This window comes from Aneurinibacillus sp. REN35, assembly GCF_041379945.2.
In the GTDB taxonomy this organism is placed as follows: domain Bacteria; phylum Bacillota; class Bacilli; order Aneurinibacillales; family Aneurinibacillaceae; genus Aneurinibacillus.
Genome location: NZ_JBFTXJ020000005.1, coordinates 1 through 16259 on the forward strand (window position 1 = coordinate 1; position 16259 = coordinate 16259).

Genomic DNA, 16259 nt, shown 5'->3' on the forward strand with positions numbered 1-16259 from the left:
ACAGATATATTTACTCGCACACATCGAGTGTCACTGTTCAGTTTTCAAGGAACTTGTTAGTACGCTTTTGCACCGCTCTGTATCTCAGCGGCGACTTTATTATTTTATTATATTTACATTTACATTGCAAGCATTTTTTTGATCGTATGTGAAAAAACAAAATCGTGCAAGTCAAAAATACAAATGTAAATTTTAAAACTAGCAAGAAATAATTTATCATGTTTTTCTCAAATAAACAAGAGATACAGCAAGAAAATATTTCTATATTTTTTTAAAAAAGCCGATTCCCTGTATACTATGGAAATCGGCCTCTCCCTCAGAATTATTTTTCACCTACACAGATGAAATGAGAATGCTTCAGAAGGAACGTCGAAAGGCTGACTATTCGAATCGCATCCATTAGCTTTGACTCGCTTTCCCGTCCAAAAGCCCTGTCGTTTATTTCTTTTATCTTACCGCTATCTGCCTGCTGAAGTTTCTTCTCGAATGCTTACAATTGAATCTGCTTTTTCTATACCTATTATTCATCTTATCCTTCTGTCACAATATCACGGGAGACCCTTAGAACCACCGCATCATCAGAGGTAAGAAAATCGATCACATACGTCTCTCTTTAAGCAACAGAACCATCATCCAGCTCATAAAAAAGAGCATCAGCCACCAAAAAAACATCATTAAAAATTCAGGGAGACTGTGTAATACTCCAACCTCCTCCGTATCCACTGTGGATGTAAGCGGCGCGCCCGCCGTCAACTCCTCTTCCTTTGTCAATGCAGAAGGATATTGGCGTATAAGACCAGATGTTGTTTCTACAAGCAGAACATTCTCAGCCCCCACGCGAGCTTTAAACTCATCATTTTTAGGAATGGAAGCATACACATTCTCGCTTGCTGCATACGTATGTCCATCCTCCGAGATTTTCGCTCCAGCTCGCAGTACCGGTACGGTTTTATAGTGGGAAAAGCCGTAATCCAGCAGCTTTGTAGCATCTTTGTAAATTTGATTATTGTTATCGGCTTTCAATAATACAACAATGAATTCCGTGTCATCCCGCTTCGCTGAAGTAACAAGCGTAAAGCCCGATTGTTGGGTAAAGCCGTTCTTTATCCCATTGGCTCCCTGATAAGACACCAGCATCTTATTATGATTAATAAGCTTGCTTTTCCATTCCTTCCCTTCCCATGGTTTAACCCTTGTGCCGACAATTTCCCGGAACTTTGTATTCTTCATCGCATAGGCTGAGATTTTTGCCATATCTGCAGCAGTTGTTACATGTTCCTTTTCATGCAGGCCGCTTGGATTGGTAAAATGCGTATTATGCGCTCCCACAGAAGCTGCAAACGTATTCATTCTCTTACTGAATGCTTCTACACTCCCATCGATATGTTCTGCGATGGCAACAGCAGCATCATTTCCTGAATTCATTAAAAGACCATATACCATGTCTTTTAGCGGCTTCTGCTCACCCTCCGCTAGAAAGATCCGCGTCCCATCACTTTGCCTTGCATTGCGTGATACGGTCACCTGCTCATCGGACCGATCCGCTTCTAGCGCAATAATCCCGGTAGCAATTTTTGTAATGCTGGCCGGCTCCATTTTTTCTTCGCTATTCTTTTCGTACAACACATCACCGGAACGGGAATCGATAAGAATAGCAGCATGACTATGTAATGAAATCTGGTTCGCCGTTTCTTGTGCCGCTGCTGAAGATGAAACATCCGCTTCCATGGCAGGTGCAGCCATACTAGGCACCGGGAACAACGTTTGCAATATAAATAAAAAGAAAAATATTTTTTTTAGTAAAAATAGAGAGGATCGCTTTATCATTTTCATATAAAATAGTATAAATGATGAGAAAAAACTGAGAAAAGTGAAGAAAGTTATAACTTTGTCCATAATTTTCGACGCTTATTACTCCGATTTTTAACTATGACATATTTTTATTACGAAAGGTTGAATCCATGAACATTTTATTGACCGGCGGAACAGGCTTTGTAGGCGGAGCCCTTACTACTGTTCTGCTTACTGAAGGGCATCATGTGCATATTGTTGTACGCAGCATACGTAAAGCGCACCAATTCGCTTCCTCCCTTGATAAAGAGCTTCGTAATCGACTGCATATTATCGAAGGGGATATCACTCTTCCTTTTCTTGGGATCAAAAACTCTATTCGTTGTCAATTAGAAAAGAAGATCGATGCCTTTTATCATATTGCCGCTCTTGTTAAATTTGACGAAAGTATGCGCGAAACGCTGTTTTCCATTAATTACAACGGAACTGCACATGCCCTTGAGTTGGCCGCATCCCTTAGCATTCCCCGTTTCTTCTACGTTAGTACCGCCTATACAGTTGGCAGAAACGAACACGGACATGAAAAGCTTTATGATATACGAAGCAGGTTCAACAATCCGTATGAAGAAAGCAAGTGTCGGGCTGAACATCTCGTTTTCTCATACCAGGACCAAATGCACACGTCCATTTTTCGTCCATCTATTATCGTAGGAGATTCCACTTCCGGAAAATCTGACTCCACAGTCGCTTTATACGGCTTTATCCGGGGGATTCATGTATTTCAAAGACGCATCATGGCAAAAAGTGATGCTGCGTATACCTATCGTATTCATGCTGCATCCAAGGGTACTTCAAATCTTGTCCCCATTGATTATGTATGCCGCGTATTGTTCGGCGCTCTGACAAACGCAGAGTCAGGAACGATTTATTCAATTACAAATGCGCAGGCGCCTACAAACGAAAAAATCCTTTCTCTCATATGTGATCATCTTGGATTGGCAGACCGCTTGGTTTCGGCTGAAAACCCACAGGATTTATCAGCGGACGAGCTGTTGCTCAACGAATTGATTGCCGCATATGAGGTTTATATGCATAGACACATTCAGTTCACTGATACAAACACACAGCTGCTGCTCAGTAATGCCGGTCTCCCTGGTCTATCCATGGATGAGGCTATGCTTACACGAATTATCAACGGGTATCATCACACGACCAGCACAGGCACAAAAAAGCGGAGCGTTCTCGTCTAACGCTCCGCTTTCTTCTTTTTTATTTTTCCTAATCAATCAGCGGGTTATTGCCCATGGGCTCAGGCTTATCTACATATTCGAATGTATCATCCGCATTCCATGGCCCGCGTGCATCCGTCTCACCTGTAGACATATTGAAATATTTTCTTACGAATTCAGGCGAGCCGGCCATAGTGCCTGGCATCTGCTCTTCAAGGGAATAAAGTGCCTCTTGGAAGTTTCGAATATGTGTTACTTCCCGCGTCATTAAGAATTTCAATGTATCGATCACCAACGGGTCATCCGTCTGTCCCATTAGTCTTTCATACGTAATTTTGGCGCGCCCTTCGGCTGCAATATCGTTAAGTAGGTCGCTGGCAATCTCGCCGCTGACTTTTAAATAATCGGCTGTCCACTTTACACCGTGACTGTTCATCAAATCAGGACCGTTGCCTCCCACTACGTCGAACAGTTCACTTTCATAATACTCTTCATTTGGATGGCCTTTGATCAGCATGTCAATACACGTTCCTACCATCTCGAGATGACTAATTTCTTCTGTAGCGATATCCATAAACATATCTCTAAGCTTCGGATCACGACAGCCGATTCCTTGGACAAAGTATTGCATCGCGGCGGCTAGCTCACCGTTAGCTCCACCGAATTGTTCTAACAACAGCTTAGCAAAGCGTGGATCAGCTTGGCTCACTTTTACTTCATACATAAGTTTCTTGCGATGTTCAAACATTGGCTCGACCTCCTGTATGATTCAAATGGATACAAGCGGTCTTTTCCCTGCTTTTCAGTATCGTAAACAGATGCTTTCGTATTTTTACCCGTTCAATACAGTTCCGCCGTTCACATGAATCATCTGCCCGCTAATATAGGACGAATCATCACATGCCAGGAACACATAGCTTGGCGCAAGCTCTTCCGGCTGACCCGGACGCTGCATTGGTGTATCTTTTCCGAACTTCTCCACTTTATCCGGTGTGAACGTAGATGGAATCAGCGGTGTCCAGATCGGCCCCGGCGCAACACCATTCACTCGGATGCCGCGTTTTGCAAGGGAGATGGACAAGGAACGAGTAAATGAAACGATCGCCCCTTTTGTTGATGAGTAATCAATGAGCAGCGGGTGTCCTTTGTACGCGGTAATTGAAGCCGTATTAATAATAGCACTGCCTGACTTTAAGTGCTTCAACGCGGCTTTGGTTAAATAAAACATGGAGAAGATATTGGTTTGGAATGTACGATGCAACTGCTCAGACGTAATATCTTCAAAGTTCTCCTGTACATGCTGCTCCCCTGCATTATTTACAAGAATATCAAGCTGCCCTAACTCGTCAATAACCTTCTGAACGGCTCCCTGGCAAAATTCCTCATCACCAACATCGCCTGCAATCGTTAGACAGCGGCGTCCTTCTTCTTCTACCTGGCGCTTTGTCTCCTGCGCGTCACTATCAGACTCCAAATACATAATGCAGACGTCTGCCCCTTCCTTCGCATATGCGATAGCGACCGCCCGTCCAATGCCGCTGTCACCACCAGTAATTAAGGCCACTTTACCTTTAAGCTTGCCGCCTGGCTTATAATTATAATCCTCTGCATTAGGCTGAGGGGACATCTGTGATTCGATATCCGGCTGCAGATAACCATGCTGCGGAGCCATAGATACTAATTTGTCTTTGCTGTTTTTCTGTGCCATAATCGATCATCCTTTCAAGAGAAGTATAAACTGTCATCGTATATGTTGTTCCCGCTCTGTCTTAAATTGAACCAATCTATTTCCATAAAAAAAGCGAAGCTGCATCACAGCAGCTTCGCTTGGTCCATCTATTTTTATTTCAGCATAGCGGCATATACTTGCTCATCGAGCGCTTTTGCCTTCTCAACGTCATACGTTTTCTCAAACTTCGGATCTTGGGTAATTTTTGCACCCCAGAACATGCTCTCGAATATGGCAGAGATGCTGACTTCAATGTTAGCAAGCGGCATAGCTACGCCTTCCATTTTTTCCGTTAGTACCGTGCAGGTACCTGTGATGGAATACACGGATTCCAAACCGATGATGCATAGGGTTACACGCGGGTTCGCCTTCACATTGGTCACGATTCTAGACGAAGCGCTCACCGAAAAACGGATGGTCTCCTCAGAAGGCGCCTTCACCCAAGAGATCGCATTCACCGTAGGGGTATCCGTATCAGCATCTACTGTGCTGAGCAGCACCAGGGTCTCTTCATTCAGTAAATCTTTTTGCTGCTCTGTTAATGTTGTTGGTATTTCCGCTTTTTTTGCCATAGTATCTACTCCTTTGTCTTGTAGCTTATATTGCTCTTTTTCCCTTACCAAGATAGGCGTCGCGAACAGCTGGATTATCTGCCACTTCCTGCGCTGTTCCGCTAATAACAATATGGCCCCTCTCCAGCACGCAGGCATGATCGGCAATAGCGAGCGCTGCCTTTACGTTTTGCTCTACTAAGATCACGGTAGTTCCAAACTCCTCTTTCAACTGTTTAAGAATTTCCATAATGTTTTTTACGATAAGCGGGGCTAAGCCAAGCGATGGCTCATCAAGCATGATTAACTTTGGATTAGCCATTAACCCTCTCGCAATGGCTACCATCTGCTGTTCTCCTCCACTTAATAGCCCGCCCGGCCGGTCCAGCATGGATGTAAGACGCGGAAAAAATGCTAGCATTTTTTCATAATCCCTCATGACCTGTCGCCGCTCTCGTCGAAAACGGTGATACGATCCAAGAATAAGATTATCTTTTACTGAAAGGGCATCAAATATTTGACGCCGCTCTGGTACAAGCGCAATCCCCTTCGCAACAACCTGCTCGGCACGCATTCTTGAAATATCTTCGCCTTCGAAAACAATATTTCCTGCTTGTGAAGCATAAATACCTGCAATCGTACCAAGCAACGTGCTTTTTCCCGCTCCATTCGAACCGACAATGGCAAGTATTTCTCCTTTCTGCAAAGAGAATTCGATCTCATTCAATACATGAAGATAACCGTGATACGTATGCAGCCCCGTCACCTTTAACATGATAGAACCTCCTCATCACCTAGATACGCGGCTATAACACGTGGGTCGTTATAAATTTCTTCTGGCGTACCTTCCGCGATTTTGCCGCCGTAATCAAGTACAACAATTCGGTCGGCTGTCGTCATTACCGTCTCCATGTCATGTTCAACAAATAAAAAGGTCATACCTGCTTTTCGCATCTGTAAAATCACATTCACCAGCTCACGGGATTCTTCTGGATTCAGGCCTGCCATCGGTTCATCAAGCAAGATCAGCTTTGGCTCAGCCGCCGCCGCACGTGCAATCTCGATCAGTCGCTGATTCCCATAAGGCTGCATAGCGGCGCTCTCGTATGCTTTAGGCAGCATTCCCACCATATCTAGATAGCCAAAGGCTTTCTCAAGCATACGCTTTTCTTCTAAAGCGACACTCCTCAGGCGGAATCCTGCACCTAATAGCCCACAGCGACCACGGGTATGCATGCCAGTCATAACATTTTCGACAACCGACATATTGCCGAAGATTTGCAAATTCTGAAACGTACGCGTAATGCCGAGCGTTGCAATTTCGAACGGTTCTTTCCCTAAAACTTCTACTCCATCAAAACAGGCAGAACCGGATGTCGCAGGCAAAACGGCAGTAACCATATTGAACAGCGTCGTCTTCCCTGCACCATTCGGCCCGATAACAGCTACGATCTCTCCTGGAAAAATATCAAACGATACATCATGTACCGCCGTTACACCACCGAAGCTCTTAGTTAAACCACGGACGGAAAGAAGCGGCGTTTGCTCACTCATCCCTCTCCACCTCCTACCATTCTCACTTGATTTTCCCGCTCATTTTCTAGCTGTACATTCGTATCTGTGCTATTTTCATCATAGCTTTCATCTTTATGCAATATCCGTTTTTTCCATGCCTTATCGAAAGCCGGCATTAAGCCCTGCGGCATATAAATTAACAGCACAACAAGCAGGATACCGAAGAAGACAATTTCGAACTCTCCGCCTGCATGACTCATAATAAGAGGTACCACTTCTTTTAATCCTTCGCTCAAAAAAACGAAGACGGCCGCACCGACCAGCGCCCCCCAAATATTCGCCACTCCGCCGATGATGACCATAATTAAAAAGTGAATGGATGTCATCACTTCGAACAACTGCGGGCTGATAAAGGTCACATAGTGAGCATATAGACTCCCCGCAATCGCTGCATATACAGCGCTCATCATAAATACCTGAAGCTTATATTTTTGAATGTTGACGCCAAGTGCATTAGCCGCAGTCTCACTGCCATGAAGCGAACGAAGGGCTCGCCCGACTCGCGATTGTGTCACATTGCGAGCATATAAAATCCCACATAGAGCAATCGGCCAAACGAGATAGTAATAAGCAAAGTCCGTCATAAACGCAAACCCGAATATCTCAAATGGAGGAATACCAAAAAAGCCATCCAGACCTCCCGTAAGACTCTTAAATTGCTTAAATACGATAAAAATAATAACTCCAAATCCGAGTGTTGCCAGAGCAAGATAATGTTCTGTCAGTTTTAAGGTCGGCATACCGACAATGTATGCGATTACCAAAGCTACAAGCGCACCCGCTACAATTCCGACAACCGAGGGCATCCCCATTTTCGCTGTCATAATCGCAGAGGTATAGGCGCCTACACCATAGAACGCGGCATGGCCGAGCGAAATCTGCCCGGCGTATCCCATTAGCATGGACAATCCGGTTCCAACGATCGTGTAAAAACCAATTAGAACCATAAGACCGACAAAATACGGGGATGGAACAACAAAGGGAAAAGCAAACAACAGCACAGCAAGCGCAGCTGGAGCTTTCAGGCTCCTATTATAAATCCTGTGCAAATCCGGTTTCATTCTGGCTCCCCCCTTATACGCGCTTTCCGGAAGCTTTGGCAAAAATGCCATTTGGCAAAAGGAACAAGACGAGCAGCAATACACCGAAGCTTACTGCATCTTTAAACCCAGTGGTCCATAATCCTTCTGTAAACGACTCCAACAACCCAATCATCATCGCTCCTACAATTGCGGCGGGAGCATTAGATAAACCACCGATGACGGCGGCAATAAACGCTTTCATTCCGAGCATTAGACCCATGCTATATGTCGCGCCAGAAATCGGGGCGATAATAATTCCGGCCAATGCCCCGAGTCCACCGCTGACGCTGATCGAAATTAAGGACATTTTCTCCGGACGAATGCCCATTAAGCGGGCGGCAAAACGATTAACTACACAAGCTGTAACCGCTTTTCCAATGAATGTCTTCTCGAAGAATATGTACATAAAGACAAGACTAAGCAAAGAGACAGCAATGGCCCAAAGACTCTGCATCTGAATAACGGCACCACCGAGGGTAAGAGCTTTTCCAGAAGTAAGCGGAGCTAGATTGTGCGGTTCCGTCCCCCAAATAAACAATGCGATGCCGCGTAATGAGATGGCTACGCCAATCGTAATAATAATAAGCGTCGGAATGCTAGACTGGCGTGCCGGATAAATGGCTACACGTTCAAATAAGCCAGCAATGACAATGACCGCCGCAATACTTAGAACAATCGCACCTACATACGGCAGTCCACTTCCCACGAGTGATACGCAGATCAAAGCGCCCAACATCGCAAACTCTCCCTGTGCGAAGTTCAATACTCCCGTAATGTTATACGTAATAACAAATCCGATGGCAATTAGCGCATAAATACTACCAATCGTAAGCCCGGAAAAAATAAGCTGAATGATTTGGCTTACATCTCCCATGTCTGATTCACTTCCTCTCTTTTTTCGCTTGCATGTCAGCTACATGTAGGAAAGGGAAGGCCGGAATCCAGCCCTCCCGTCGCTCTCTCTAGTTTTCTTTTAACATCCATTTTCCGTCTTTAATTTCGATCATCGCCAGCGAATCCGCCTGCAGTCCGTTATGCTCTTGTTCTGACATTGTGAACACACCCGTTACACCCGTAAATTCTTTCGTGCTAGTTTCTAGTGCAGCGCGGATTTTCTCCTTATCATCTCCCGTGGACTTTATCACAGCCATCAGGATTTCAAATGCATCATACGCATGCCCACCAAATGTGCTCGGTTCTGTGTTATATTTTTCTTTAAACATTTTTGCATATGCTTCCAGCACCGGTTTCTGTTTGCTATCCGCTGGGATTTGATCAGCAACAAGCAGACGCCCAGCCGGGAAAACCACGCCGTTGGCCGCATCTTTAGCCAATTCAATGAATTTCTTATTACCAATACCATGCGACTCAACAACCGGTGCCTGAATGCCAAGCTCACGAATATTTTTTGTTACAATGGCCGATTCCTGTGCCGTCCCCCATACTATAATCGTTTCTGGATTTGTCTGTTTTACGCGCGTTAGCATCGGTTTTGCATCATTTACCGTCGCTTCAAACACTTCAGAGATTGCAATTTCAATTCCGGCTTCTTTTGCCAAAACGTCAAACTCTTCCTTACCGCTAGATCCAAAAGGATTGTCAACACTAAGCCAAGCTACCTTTTTAATATTTTGTTTTTTCAGATAATCTATAATACGAGGAATGACGACATCGTCTCCCTGCGCAGTCTTAAATACATACTTCTTAACTGGCTTGTTGATATTTTTACTGGCTGCCACGGAAATGAACGGAATCTTTGCTTTTTCCGCCTGTGGAATCATAGCCAGCGAACTGCCAGAGGTAGTACCGCCAATTACGGCTACAACTTTATCTTGTTCAATCAGCTTTTTGATAGCGATCACTGCTTCATTCTGATCGGATTTATCATCATAGGCAATGACTTCAATTTTTCGGCCATTGACGCCCCCTTCGGCATTAATCTTTTCCGCCATCATATTCAACGTGTCCATCTCAGGCTTACCAAGTGAGGCAGAGCTTCCGGAAGCGGCGAAGACACCGCCGATTTTAATAGGCTCACTGCTCCCCTGTGCGCTGCCACCAGCCCCCGCTTCTTTGCTTCCTCCACTTGTTTCTGTGTTCTTGCCTGTACATCCAATCACTGAAAATGCTACTATCAGAGTCAACAACAGAAAAGCCAGCTTTTTCATGACCCCTCGTCCCCTCTTTTTTTTATTTTTGTTCTTGCGGCTTTTTTACTACCGGTTCTTTAATCTCTACCAATTCCCCTGTCAAAATGTGCTGGACGGGCATTGCTTGTGTCTTCCATGTCTGCGGTGGCTCTGTTCCCCAGAATGTTGCACGCTGTGGGTCTTCCAAATGCCATTTAACAGGCTCCCAATCCGGATCATCTGTAAAGTAATCGCCCGTATATAATTCGAGGCGATGTCCATCCGGATCGCGCACATATACAAAAAAGGCATTAGACGTTCCATGACGTCCCGGACTTCGTTCGATATGCATGGCATAACCGGAAGCTGCCAGATAATCACAAGCGTCAAGAATGGATTTTGCATCATCTACCCAAAAGCCGATATGATGCAGACGGGGTCCCCGCTCATTAATTAACGCCAAATCATGAACACTTGGTTTCCGGTGAAGCCAGGAAGCCCAGAGTGACTCCTCTTCACCTTGTCCTGTTACCGTGTACTCTGAACACTTAAATCCTAATTCTTTCATATACCATGTATTAAGATAATTAATGTCAGTCACTAAACAATTCGCATGATCAATACGCTTGATTTTTGCACCGGTATGAAGATCGAACTTCTGCAGCATGCGCTCCGCCTTCTCCATTTCAAAGAAGAATTCAACCGGAATACCGCCAGGGTCCTGCATGCGCAGTGCACGGCCCTGTCCCCGCTCTTCACCTTTCTCCACCCATCGGAGGGGTACATTCTGCGTCAAAAGGAAGGCCTCTAGCTTGTACAGTTGTTCTTCTGAGGCTACCCGATACGCAATATGATTAAGGCTTGGCGTATCAGCTTTCGTCAATACAAGACAATGATGATTCGCATCTTCAATCGCCCTAAGATAAATATGGGCTTCATCCGACTCCGTTTCAATAAAGCCAAGGGCGCGTACATAGAAATCACGAGCTTTCTCCAAATCTGTCACATTGAATTCAACATGAGCTAAACGAATAATGTCAAAACCACCCACTATTTTTCTCCTCCTTTTTCTGTAAAAACTATACGAAAGGCTGGAAAAGAAGGAGACCACCGATCCAGCGAAGAAAAAGACCGTCGCCTTTTTCCCTATTGAAATCCTGCTCTCCCTTTCATCTTCGATCTTTCCTCGTCCTGCTATGAGTGAACATTGCACTAATTTTTATGACCGGGTGTAAAGAAGACTAGCAAAAGGACTTGCTTTTACTAGTCTGCACCTAACCCGTTCATCCGTCTTTCTACACCCTTGCATAGTTATGTGTCGGCTGCTTAACTCTGTCAAGAAACTCTTTGACCATCGCTTTGTACGGCTCTTTCGAGTACATATCGTAATATACATTCGACATACGGACCGGATCTCCGAAGAAGTAGTACTCATACAGCGCCTGGCGTGTACCAAACGCACTCATCGTAATATCCCAGGCAAGACGGAATAGCTGCACACGCTCATATCCATCAATGTTAGCCCCCTGGTTATAGCGATGCATCAGGTGGCCGATTTCCTCACTTGCAAAGTCATCCTCTGTCGGAATCGCCATTAATCCGGATGCACCAAGAATACGGATGATTTCCACCATGCGTTGATACACTTTTGGATACCAGTTACGCGCAGCATTCAGCGGCGCAAAATCCGGTGTCATATTTCCATATCGATCAATCGATGCGTTCTGTTCAGCACGGAACATATGAGAGCGCATGGTTTCGAGTGCAATCATGATTTCCGATGCTTTCTCCTTAACATGCTGAAATTGCTCGATGCCAATCGCATCAATAATACTCAAAACAATTCCTAGCACGAATTCTGTTTTTGCCGTATTTTTTGCTACAACCTGATGTGTCATATGGATAACTGCATTTGTTTCTACATACGTACGGTTGCAAATGTCCGTGCTTTCGCACACAAATACTCTTTCCCAAGGTACGAGCACGTCTTCAAAAACAACAATGGCATCGCTTTCATCAAAGCGGGATCCCATCGGATGATCCCATTGATTCTTTCCATAGTCGAACGCTTCACGACAAATGAATTTCAATCCTGGTGTATTATTGGGGATGCCAAATGCAAATGCATACGGATCATCTTGCGAAGTCGCCTTGTTAAGCGTGGAAGGGAATACGACAATCTCATCCGTGACACCGCCTAATGTAGCAAGCAGGCGGCAGCCGTTAACGATGATACCGTCAGCGGTTTTTTTCGTAATGCGTGCCGACAGATACGGATCTCTTTGATCAGATTGCATTTTTGAGCGGTTGGCCTGTGGATGAATCAGCGTATGGGTCAGGCTGATATCATTTTCCCGGCAGTATTCATAGTAATTGCGGGCATTTTCACCGAAGCGGGGGTCAGCCTGAGCAAAGAAAGAAGCGGCCGTACCAAACGACATAATACTTGTATTAAGATAATCAGGAGAGCGTCCCATCATGCCACCGGAGTAACGAGCCCATTCTGTAACCATCTCACGGCGAGCTACCAAATCATCTTTTGTTTTCGGTTCAATAAAAGAAAGGCCTACCTTCTCACCCGTTGTTGGTGATGTATACAGCATTTTTTCCTCGTTTTCATGCTGAAGGTCATACAGGTTCACCATGCTTTGCACAATATTACGAAAAGCCGGGTGCTCCGATACTTTCTCTACTTTTTCCCCGTGAATCCATACGTTATTGTTGGCTGCATCTAACGCTTCTAAATACTGCTGTCCTGTACGTGCTGGCATATCCTATCTTTCCTCCTCATAATTTTTATGTTTGTAGTAAGTAGAATGGAGAAGGAGCAGCCGAAGCGCGCCCGCTTCTCCCTGAGATATCGACTCTGGCTTTATTTCACAGCTTTCTCTGTTTCAATTCGCTTCTTTTTACCAAACTGTGGAATATGATGGTCGCTTGTCGCTACATGAACGACCTGCATCTCCGTATAGAATTCAAAGCTATAGTGTCCGCCTTCTCGACCGATGCCACTCGCTTTAGAGCCGCCGAACGGAATTCGCAAATCCCTGACGTTTTGTGAATTTACCCATACCATTCCGCTTTCGATACCCTGAGCCAGACGATGTCCACGCTTAATGTCATTCGTCCAAACATAAGCAGCCAGTCCATACTTAATGTCGTTGGCCATCCGAAGTGCTTCTGCTTCATCGCGGAACGGAATCACGGCCAGCACTGGACCAAATATCTCTTCTTGGGCTACTCTCATCTCATTCGTGCAGTTTAGAAGAAGTGTAGGTGCTACATAATTGCCCGCATGGAGATTCTCCGGAATACTGCCGCTGAGAACCTGTGCTCCTTCCGCTTCCGCTAAGGCGATGTAGCCGGTCACATTCTCCCAATGCTTGCGGTGAATGAGAGGCCCTACCTCCGTCGCTGCATCCATCGGGTCGCCAACCACAATAGTAGTTATCCTCTCCCGTAGTGCGGCAACAAATCGATCGTACAGTTCTTCCTGGATAAATAGGCGAGAATTTGCGGTACAGCGCTCGCCATTAAAGGAGAATATCCCCCATACGACCGCATCTAATGCCCGTTCAAAATCCGCATCAGCAAATACAACGGCAGGTGATTTCCCCCCTAATTCCATCGAGCAGCGTTTGAGAGTATCCGCACCGTTTTTGATGATTTCCGAGCCTGTCTTTGTCTCGCCGGTGAAGGAAATTAGCTGCACATCGGGATGGGCTACAAGCGAAGCGCCCGCCGTTTCACCAAAACCATGCACAACATTAAACACACCTTTGGGCAGTCCCGATTCGTCGATGATTTGCGCCAATTTATTTGCCGTAAGCGGTGACCATTCCGCCGGTTTGAGCACACATGTATTGCCCGTGGCAAGTGCCGGAGCTACTTTCCATGTAGAAAGCATAAATGGGGCATTCCACGGGGTGATCAGTCCTGCAACACCCACCGGCTTATGAATCGTATAGTTGATAAATGCCTCATCCCCTTGATAGGCCTCACCAACCATACGGCTTTTTACCATTTCGGCATAAAAGCGGAAATTCTCGGCCGCACGGGCGGCCTGCTTTTTTGTCTGGCTAATCGGAAGTCCCGTGTCCAACGATTCAAGATAGGATAACTCCTCGGCATTGGCCTCAATCAGCTCAGCAATTCGCAGAATATAGTGCATTCGCTTGCTAACGCTCATTGTCCGCCATGGTCCTTCATCGAATGCTCTTCGCGCCGCTTGTACGGCAAGATGGATATCGGCGGCTTCCCCTTCCGCTACCTCATTCAACACCTGATTGTTGGATGGATTTATATTCTCAAATGCTTTGCCTGCTATCCCTTCAACGAATCGGCCATCAATATAGTGCAGAACGCGTTCAATGCTGAACTTGTTCATAGCTCTCACCTCCAGCAACTGTCGTTGTACGACCGTCAAGTACTGGATTTTCAAGCGCTCCAAGTCCGTCGATTTCAAGGCGCATCGTATCACCTGGATTTACATGGGAAATGCCCTTCGGTGTTCCCGTAAGCAGAACATCTCCTGGCTCTAATGTCATAAACGAGCTGACGAATTCAATAATGTCCGGAATGGAATACATTAAATCCTTCGTATTGCCGCACTGGCGCAGCTCGCCATTTACATATGTACGAAGCTCCAAATTCTCCACATTTGGAATGTCTTCTTTTGTAACAAAATACGGCCCCATCGGCCCAAACGTATCGTGCCCTTTTGCACGAACAGGTGGGCGATAAAAATTATTAACGAAATCACGTACCGTTACATCATTAATAATCGTATATCCGCTCACGTAATCATAAGCATGAGCATGCTTAATGTTCCTTCCTTCTCTGCCGATAACAACAGCCAGCTCATTTTCATAATGCATATAGGTAGCTCCGTTTGGATAATAGACAGGAGCCTTGTGGCCTATAAGCGTGCTGTTTGATTTGATAAATAGTACCGGCTCAGCCGGCTTTTCAAGTCCAAGCTCTTCCGCATGGTCAGCATAGTTAAGCGCAAGACCGATCATATTATTCGGTACAATTGGTGAAAGCCATAGCTGAATCGCATCACTATGATGCTCCCGACCCGCTGTGTCTACGATTATATCTCCCTGCACAGTGCCATTGACGATACGACCTTCATGAACAAATCTTGCGTGCATCATCCTTGCGCCCCCACCTTCTCATCTAACAGTCCATAGCTTGCCAGCGTCTGCCGAATCTCTTCCTGCAGTTCTGCAGAAGGAGGCCCCATCGGAAGGCGAAGCGCCGGATTGATTTTGCCCATCATACCCATTGCCGTTTTCAGCGGTCCAGGGTTCGTATCCTTAAAGAGTACGTCATTGAGTGGCATCATTTTATAATGCAGATCTATCGCTGCTTCTACCTCACCGTTCGTCCACAGATTGTAGAGATCAGCCACTTCTTTCGGTGTGACGTTTGCAGTTGCACTTACATGTCCCGCTCCTCCGATAGCAAGCATCGGATAGCAAAGCAGTTCAATGCCTGAATAAAGCAGGAAATCACGGCCACAATTCAGCAATACCCGGTTGATGTGCTCGAAATCTTTGTTCGACTCCTTCACCCCGATTATGTTTTTGCAATCTTCCGCAAGGCGGGCAAGCGTCTTCACTTCTAGATTGGTCGCTGTTCGTCCTGGAATGTTATAAACGATAATCGGGATATCTACAGAATTGGCAATCGCTTTAAAATGCTGGTAGAGCGCCTGCTGGTTCGGTTTATTATAGTACGGTACAATTACCATGGCCGCATCGGCACCCATTTCCTGTGCACGCTTTGTTAAATGCAGTGCTTCCGCATGGTTTGTAGAGCCGGTGCCTGGCACAACCGAAACTCTTCCTTCCGCTGCTTTAATCGCCGTCTCCATGACTACTTCTCGTTCCTCTACTGTTAGAGAGCTCGGCTCTCCCGTCGTACCTGTAACCGAAATGCCATGGGTACCGCTCTCGATATGCCATTCGATTAATCCCTTCAAAGCTTCGGTATCGACATTCATGTGCTCATCAAATGGCGTAATGATCGGCGCGATTGAGCCTCTAAGTCTTTGTTTTGCTTCTTGATACATAGCTACTACCTCCCGCTTTTCATATATTATTTAAAAATATATTATTTTCAGAAATATTAATCCAAAAAAAATACTTGCCCCTTTGGAAATATGA

Annotated in this window: 15 protein-coding genes; 1 reads left to right on the forward strand and 14 read right to left on the reverse strand. The window is 45.5% G+C overall.

Translation table 11 applies throughout. From position 1 onward, the window contains the following. Window positions 1-597: 597 nt before the first annotated feature. The gene (locus tag AB3351_RS10875; protein ID WP_371147172.1) at window positions 598-1743 is read right to left on the reverse strand and encodes a D-alanyl-D-alanine carboxypeptidase family protein; all 1146 of its coding nucleotides are present in this window, start codon (window positions 1741-1743) and stop codon (window positions 598-600) included. 218 nt (window positions 1744-1961) lie between these two features. Here AB3351_RS10875 and AB3351_RS10880 point away from each other — a divergent pair, with 218 nt between their 5' ends. Next, window positions 1962-3041 (forward strand): SDR family oxidoreductase, encoded by a 1080-nt coding sequence (locus tag AB3351_RS10880; RefSeq protein WP_371147173.1) that lies wholly within the window; start codon window positions 1962-1964, stop codon window positions 3039-3041. Between the two features lie 28 nt (window positions 3042-3069). Here AB3351_RS10880 and AB3351_RS10885 read toward each other — a convergent pair whose 3' ends face one another. The 13 genes from AB3351_RS10885 to hpaI form a co-directional block, all read right to left on the reverse strand. Continuing rightward, complete coding sequence (locus AB3351_RS10885) at window positions 3070-3768, reverse strand: manganese catalase family protein (protein WP_371147174.1); 699 nt, start codon at window positions 3766-3768, stop codon at window positions 3070-3072. 84 nt (window positions 3769-3852) lie between these two features. Further along, a complete protein-coding gene (locus tag AB3351_RS10890) occupies window positions 3853-4728 on the reverse strand; it encodes an SDR family oxidoreductase (protein ID WP_371147175.1) in 876 nt (291 codons plus the stop codon). 134 nt (window positions 4729-4862) lie between these two features. Further along, a complete protein-coding gene (locus tag AB3351_RS10895; protein ID WP_371147176.1) occupies window positions 4863-5321 on the reverse strand; it encodes a pyridoxamine 5'-phosphate oxidase family protein in 459 nt (152 codons plus the stop codon). A 25-nt stretch (window positions 5322-5346) separates the two neighbouring features. Beyond that, complete coding sequence (locus AB3351_RS10900; RefSeq protein WP_371147177.1) at window positions 5347-6075, reverse strand: ABC transporter ATP-binding protein; 729 nt, start codon at window positions 6073-6075, stop codon at window positions 5347-5349. After that, window positions 6069-6854, reverse strand: a complete 786-nt coding sequence (locus AB3351_RS10905; RefSeq protein ID WP_371147178.1) for an ABC transporter ATP-binding protein — start codon at window positions 6852-6854, stop codon at window positions 6069-6071. Before AB3351_RS10905 ends, AB3351_RS10900 begins: the two co-directional genes overlap by 7 nt. Next, window positions 6851-7936, reverse strand: coding sequence for a branched-chain amino acid ABC transporter permease (locus AB3351_RS10910; RefSeq protein WP_371147179.1), 1086 nt, complete (start codon window positions 7934-7936; stop codon window positions 6851-6853). The genes AB3351_RS10905 and AB3351_RS10910 overlap by 4 nt, the downstream gene beginning before the upstream one ends. Before the next feature lie 13 nt (window positions 7937-7949). Next, entirely contained in the window at window positions 7950-8831 is an 882-nt protein-coding gene (locus AB3351_RS10915; RefSeq protein ID WP_371147180.1) for a branched-chain amino acid ABC transporter permease, read from the reverse strand. An 88-nt stretch (window positions 8832-8919) separates the two neighbouring features. Beyond that, window positions 8920-10125: an ABC transporter substrate-binding protein gene (locus AB3351_RS10920; RefSeq protein WP_371147181.1), complete on the reverse strand. Its 1206-nt coding sequence runs from the start codon at window positions 10123-10125 to the stop codon at window positions 8920-8922. A gap of 22 nt (window positions 10126-10147) precedes the next feature. After that, the gene (gene hpaD / locus AB3351_RS10925) at window positions 10148-11137 is read right to left on the reverse strand and encodes a 3,4-dihydroxyphenylacetate 2,3-dioxygenase (protein ID WP_371147182.1); all 990 of its coding nucleotides are present in this window, start codon (window positions 11135-11137) and stop codon (window positions 10148-10150) included. A 244-nt stretch (window positions 11138-11381) separates the two neighbouring features. Next, window positions 11382-12857: a 4-hydroxyphenylacetate 3-monooxygenase, oxygenase component gene (gene hpaB, locus AB3351_RS10930; protein ID WP_371147183.1), complete on the reverse strand. Its 1476-nt coding sequence runs from the start codon at window positions 12855-12857 to the stop codon at window positions 11382-11384. 101 nt (window positions 12858-12958) lie between these two features. Then, window positions 12959-14473 carry a 5-carboxymethyl-2-hydroxymuconate semialdehyde dehydrogenase gene (hpaE, locus tag AB3351_RS10935; RefSeq protein ID WP_371147184.1) on the reverse strand — a complete coding sequence of 505 codons (1515 nt, stop codon included), beginning with the start codon at window positions 14471-14473 and terminating at the stop codon, window positions 12959-12961. Further along, a complete protein-coding gene (locus tag AB3351_RS10940; protein WP_371147185.1) occupies window positions 14454-15245 on the reverse strand; it encodes a fumarylacetoacetate hydrolase family protein in 792 nt (263 codons plus the stop codon). Before AB3351_RS10940 ends, hpaE begins: the two co-directional genes overlap by 20 nt. Continuing rightward, window positions 15242-16165 carry a 2,4-dihydroxyhept-2-ene-1,7-dioic acid aldolase gene (gene hpaI / locus AB3351_RS10945; RefSeq protein WP_371147186.1) on the reverse strand — a complete coding sequence of 308 codons (924 nt, stop codon included), beginning with the start codon at window positions 16163-16165 and terminating at the stop codon, window positions 15242-15244. Before hpaI ends, AB3351_RS10940 begins: the two co-directional genes overlap by 4 nt. Window positions 16166-16259 lie beyond the last annotated feature (94 nt).

Coding starts and splice junctions, on each gene's coding strand:
- AB3351_RS10905 (WP_371147178.1), bottom strand. CDS start 6,854: ATGAGTGAGCAAACGCCGCTTCTTTCCGTCCGTGGTTTAACTAAGAGC.
- hpaI (WP_371147186.1), bottom strand. CDS start 16,165: ATGTATCAAGAAGCAAAACAAAGACTTAGAGGCTCAATCGCGCCGATC.
- AB3351_RS10875 (WP_371147172.1), bottom strand. CDS start 1,743: ATGGCTGCACCTGCCATGGAAGCGGATGTTTCATCTTCAGCAGCGGCA.
- AB3351_RS10890 (WP_371147175.1), bottom strand. CDS start 4,728: ATGGCACAGAAAAACAGCAAAGACAAATTAGTATCTATGGCTCCGCAG.
- AB3351_RS10920 (WP_371147181.1), bottom strand. CDS start 10,125: ATGAAAAAGCTGGCTTTTCTGTTGTTGACTCTGATAGTAGCATTTTCA.
- AB3351_RS10915 (WP_371147180.1), bottom strand. CDS start 8,831: ATGGGAGATGTAAGCCAAATCATTCAGCTTATTTTTTCCGGGCTTACG.
- hpaE (WP_371147184.1), bottom strand. CDS start 14,473: ATGAACAAGTTCAGCATTGAACGCGTTCTGCACTATATTGATGGCCGA.
- AB3351_RS10940 (WP_371147185.1), bottom strand. CDS start 15,245: ATGATGCACGCAAGATTTGTTCATGAAGGTCGTATCGTCAATGGCACT.
- hpaB (WP_371147183.1), bottom strand. CDS start 12,857: ATGCCAGCACGTACAGGACAGCAGTATTTAGAAGCGTTAGATGCAGCC.
- AB3351_RS10900 (WP_371147177.1), bottom strand. CDS start 6,075: ATGTTAAAGGTGACGGGGCTGCATACGTATCACGGTTATCTTCATGTA.
- AB3351_RS10910 (WP_371147179.1), bottom strand. CDS start 7,936: ATGAAACCGGATTTGCACAGGATTTATAATAGGAGCCTGAAAGCTCCA.
- AB3351_RS10880 (WP_371147173.1), top strand. CDS start 1,962: ATGAACATTTTATTGACCGGCGGAACAGGCTTTGTAGGCGGAGCCCTT.
- AB3351_RS10885 (WP_371147174.1), bottom strand. CDS start 3,768: ATGTTTGAACATCGCAAGAAACTTATGTATGAAGTAAAAGTGAGCCAA.
- AB3351_RS10895 (WP_371147176.1), bottom strand. CDS start 5,321: ATGGCAAAAAAAGCGGAAATACCAACAACATTAACAGAGCAGCAAAAA.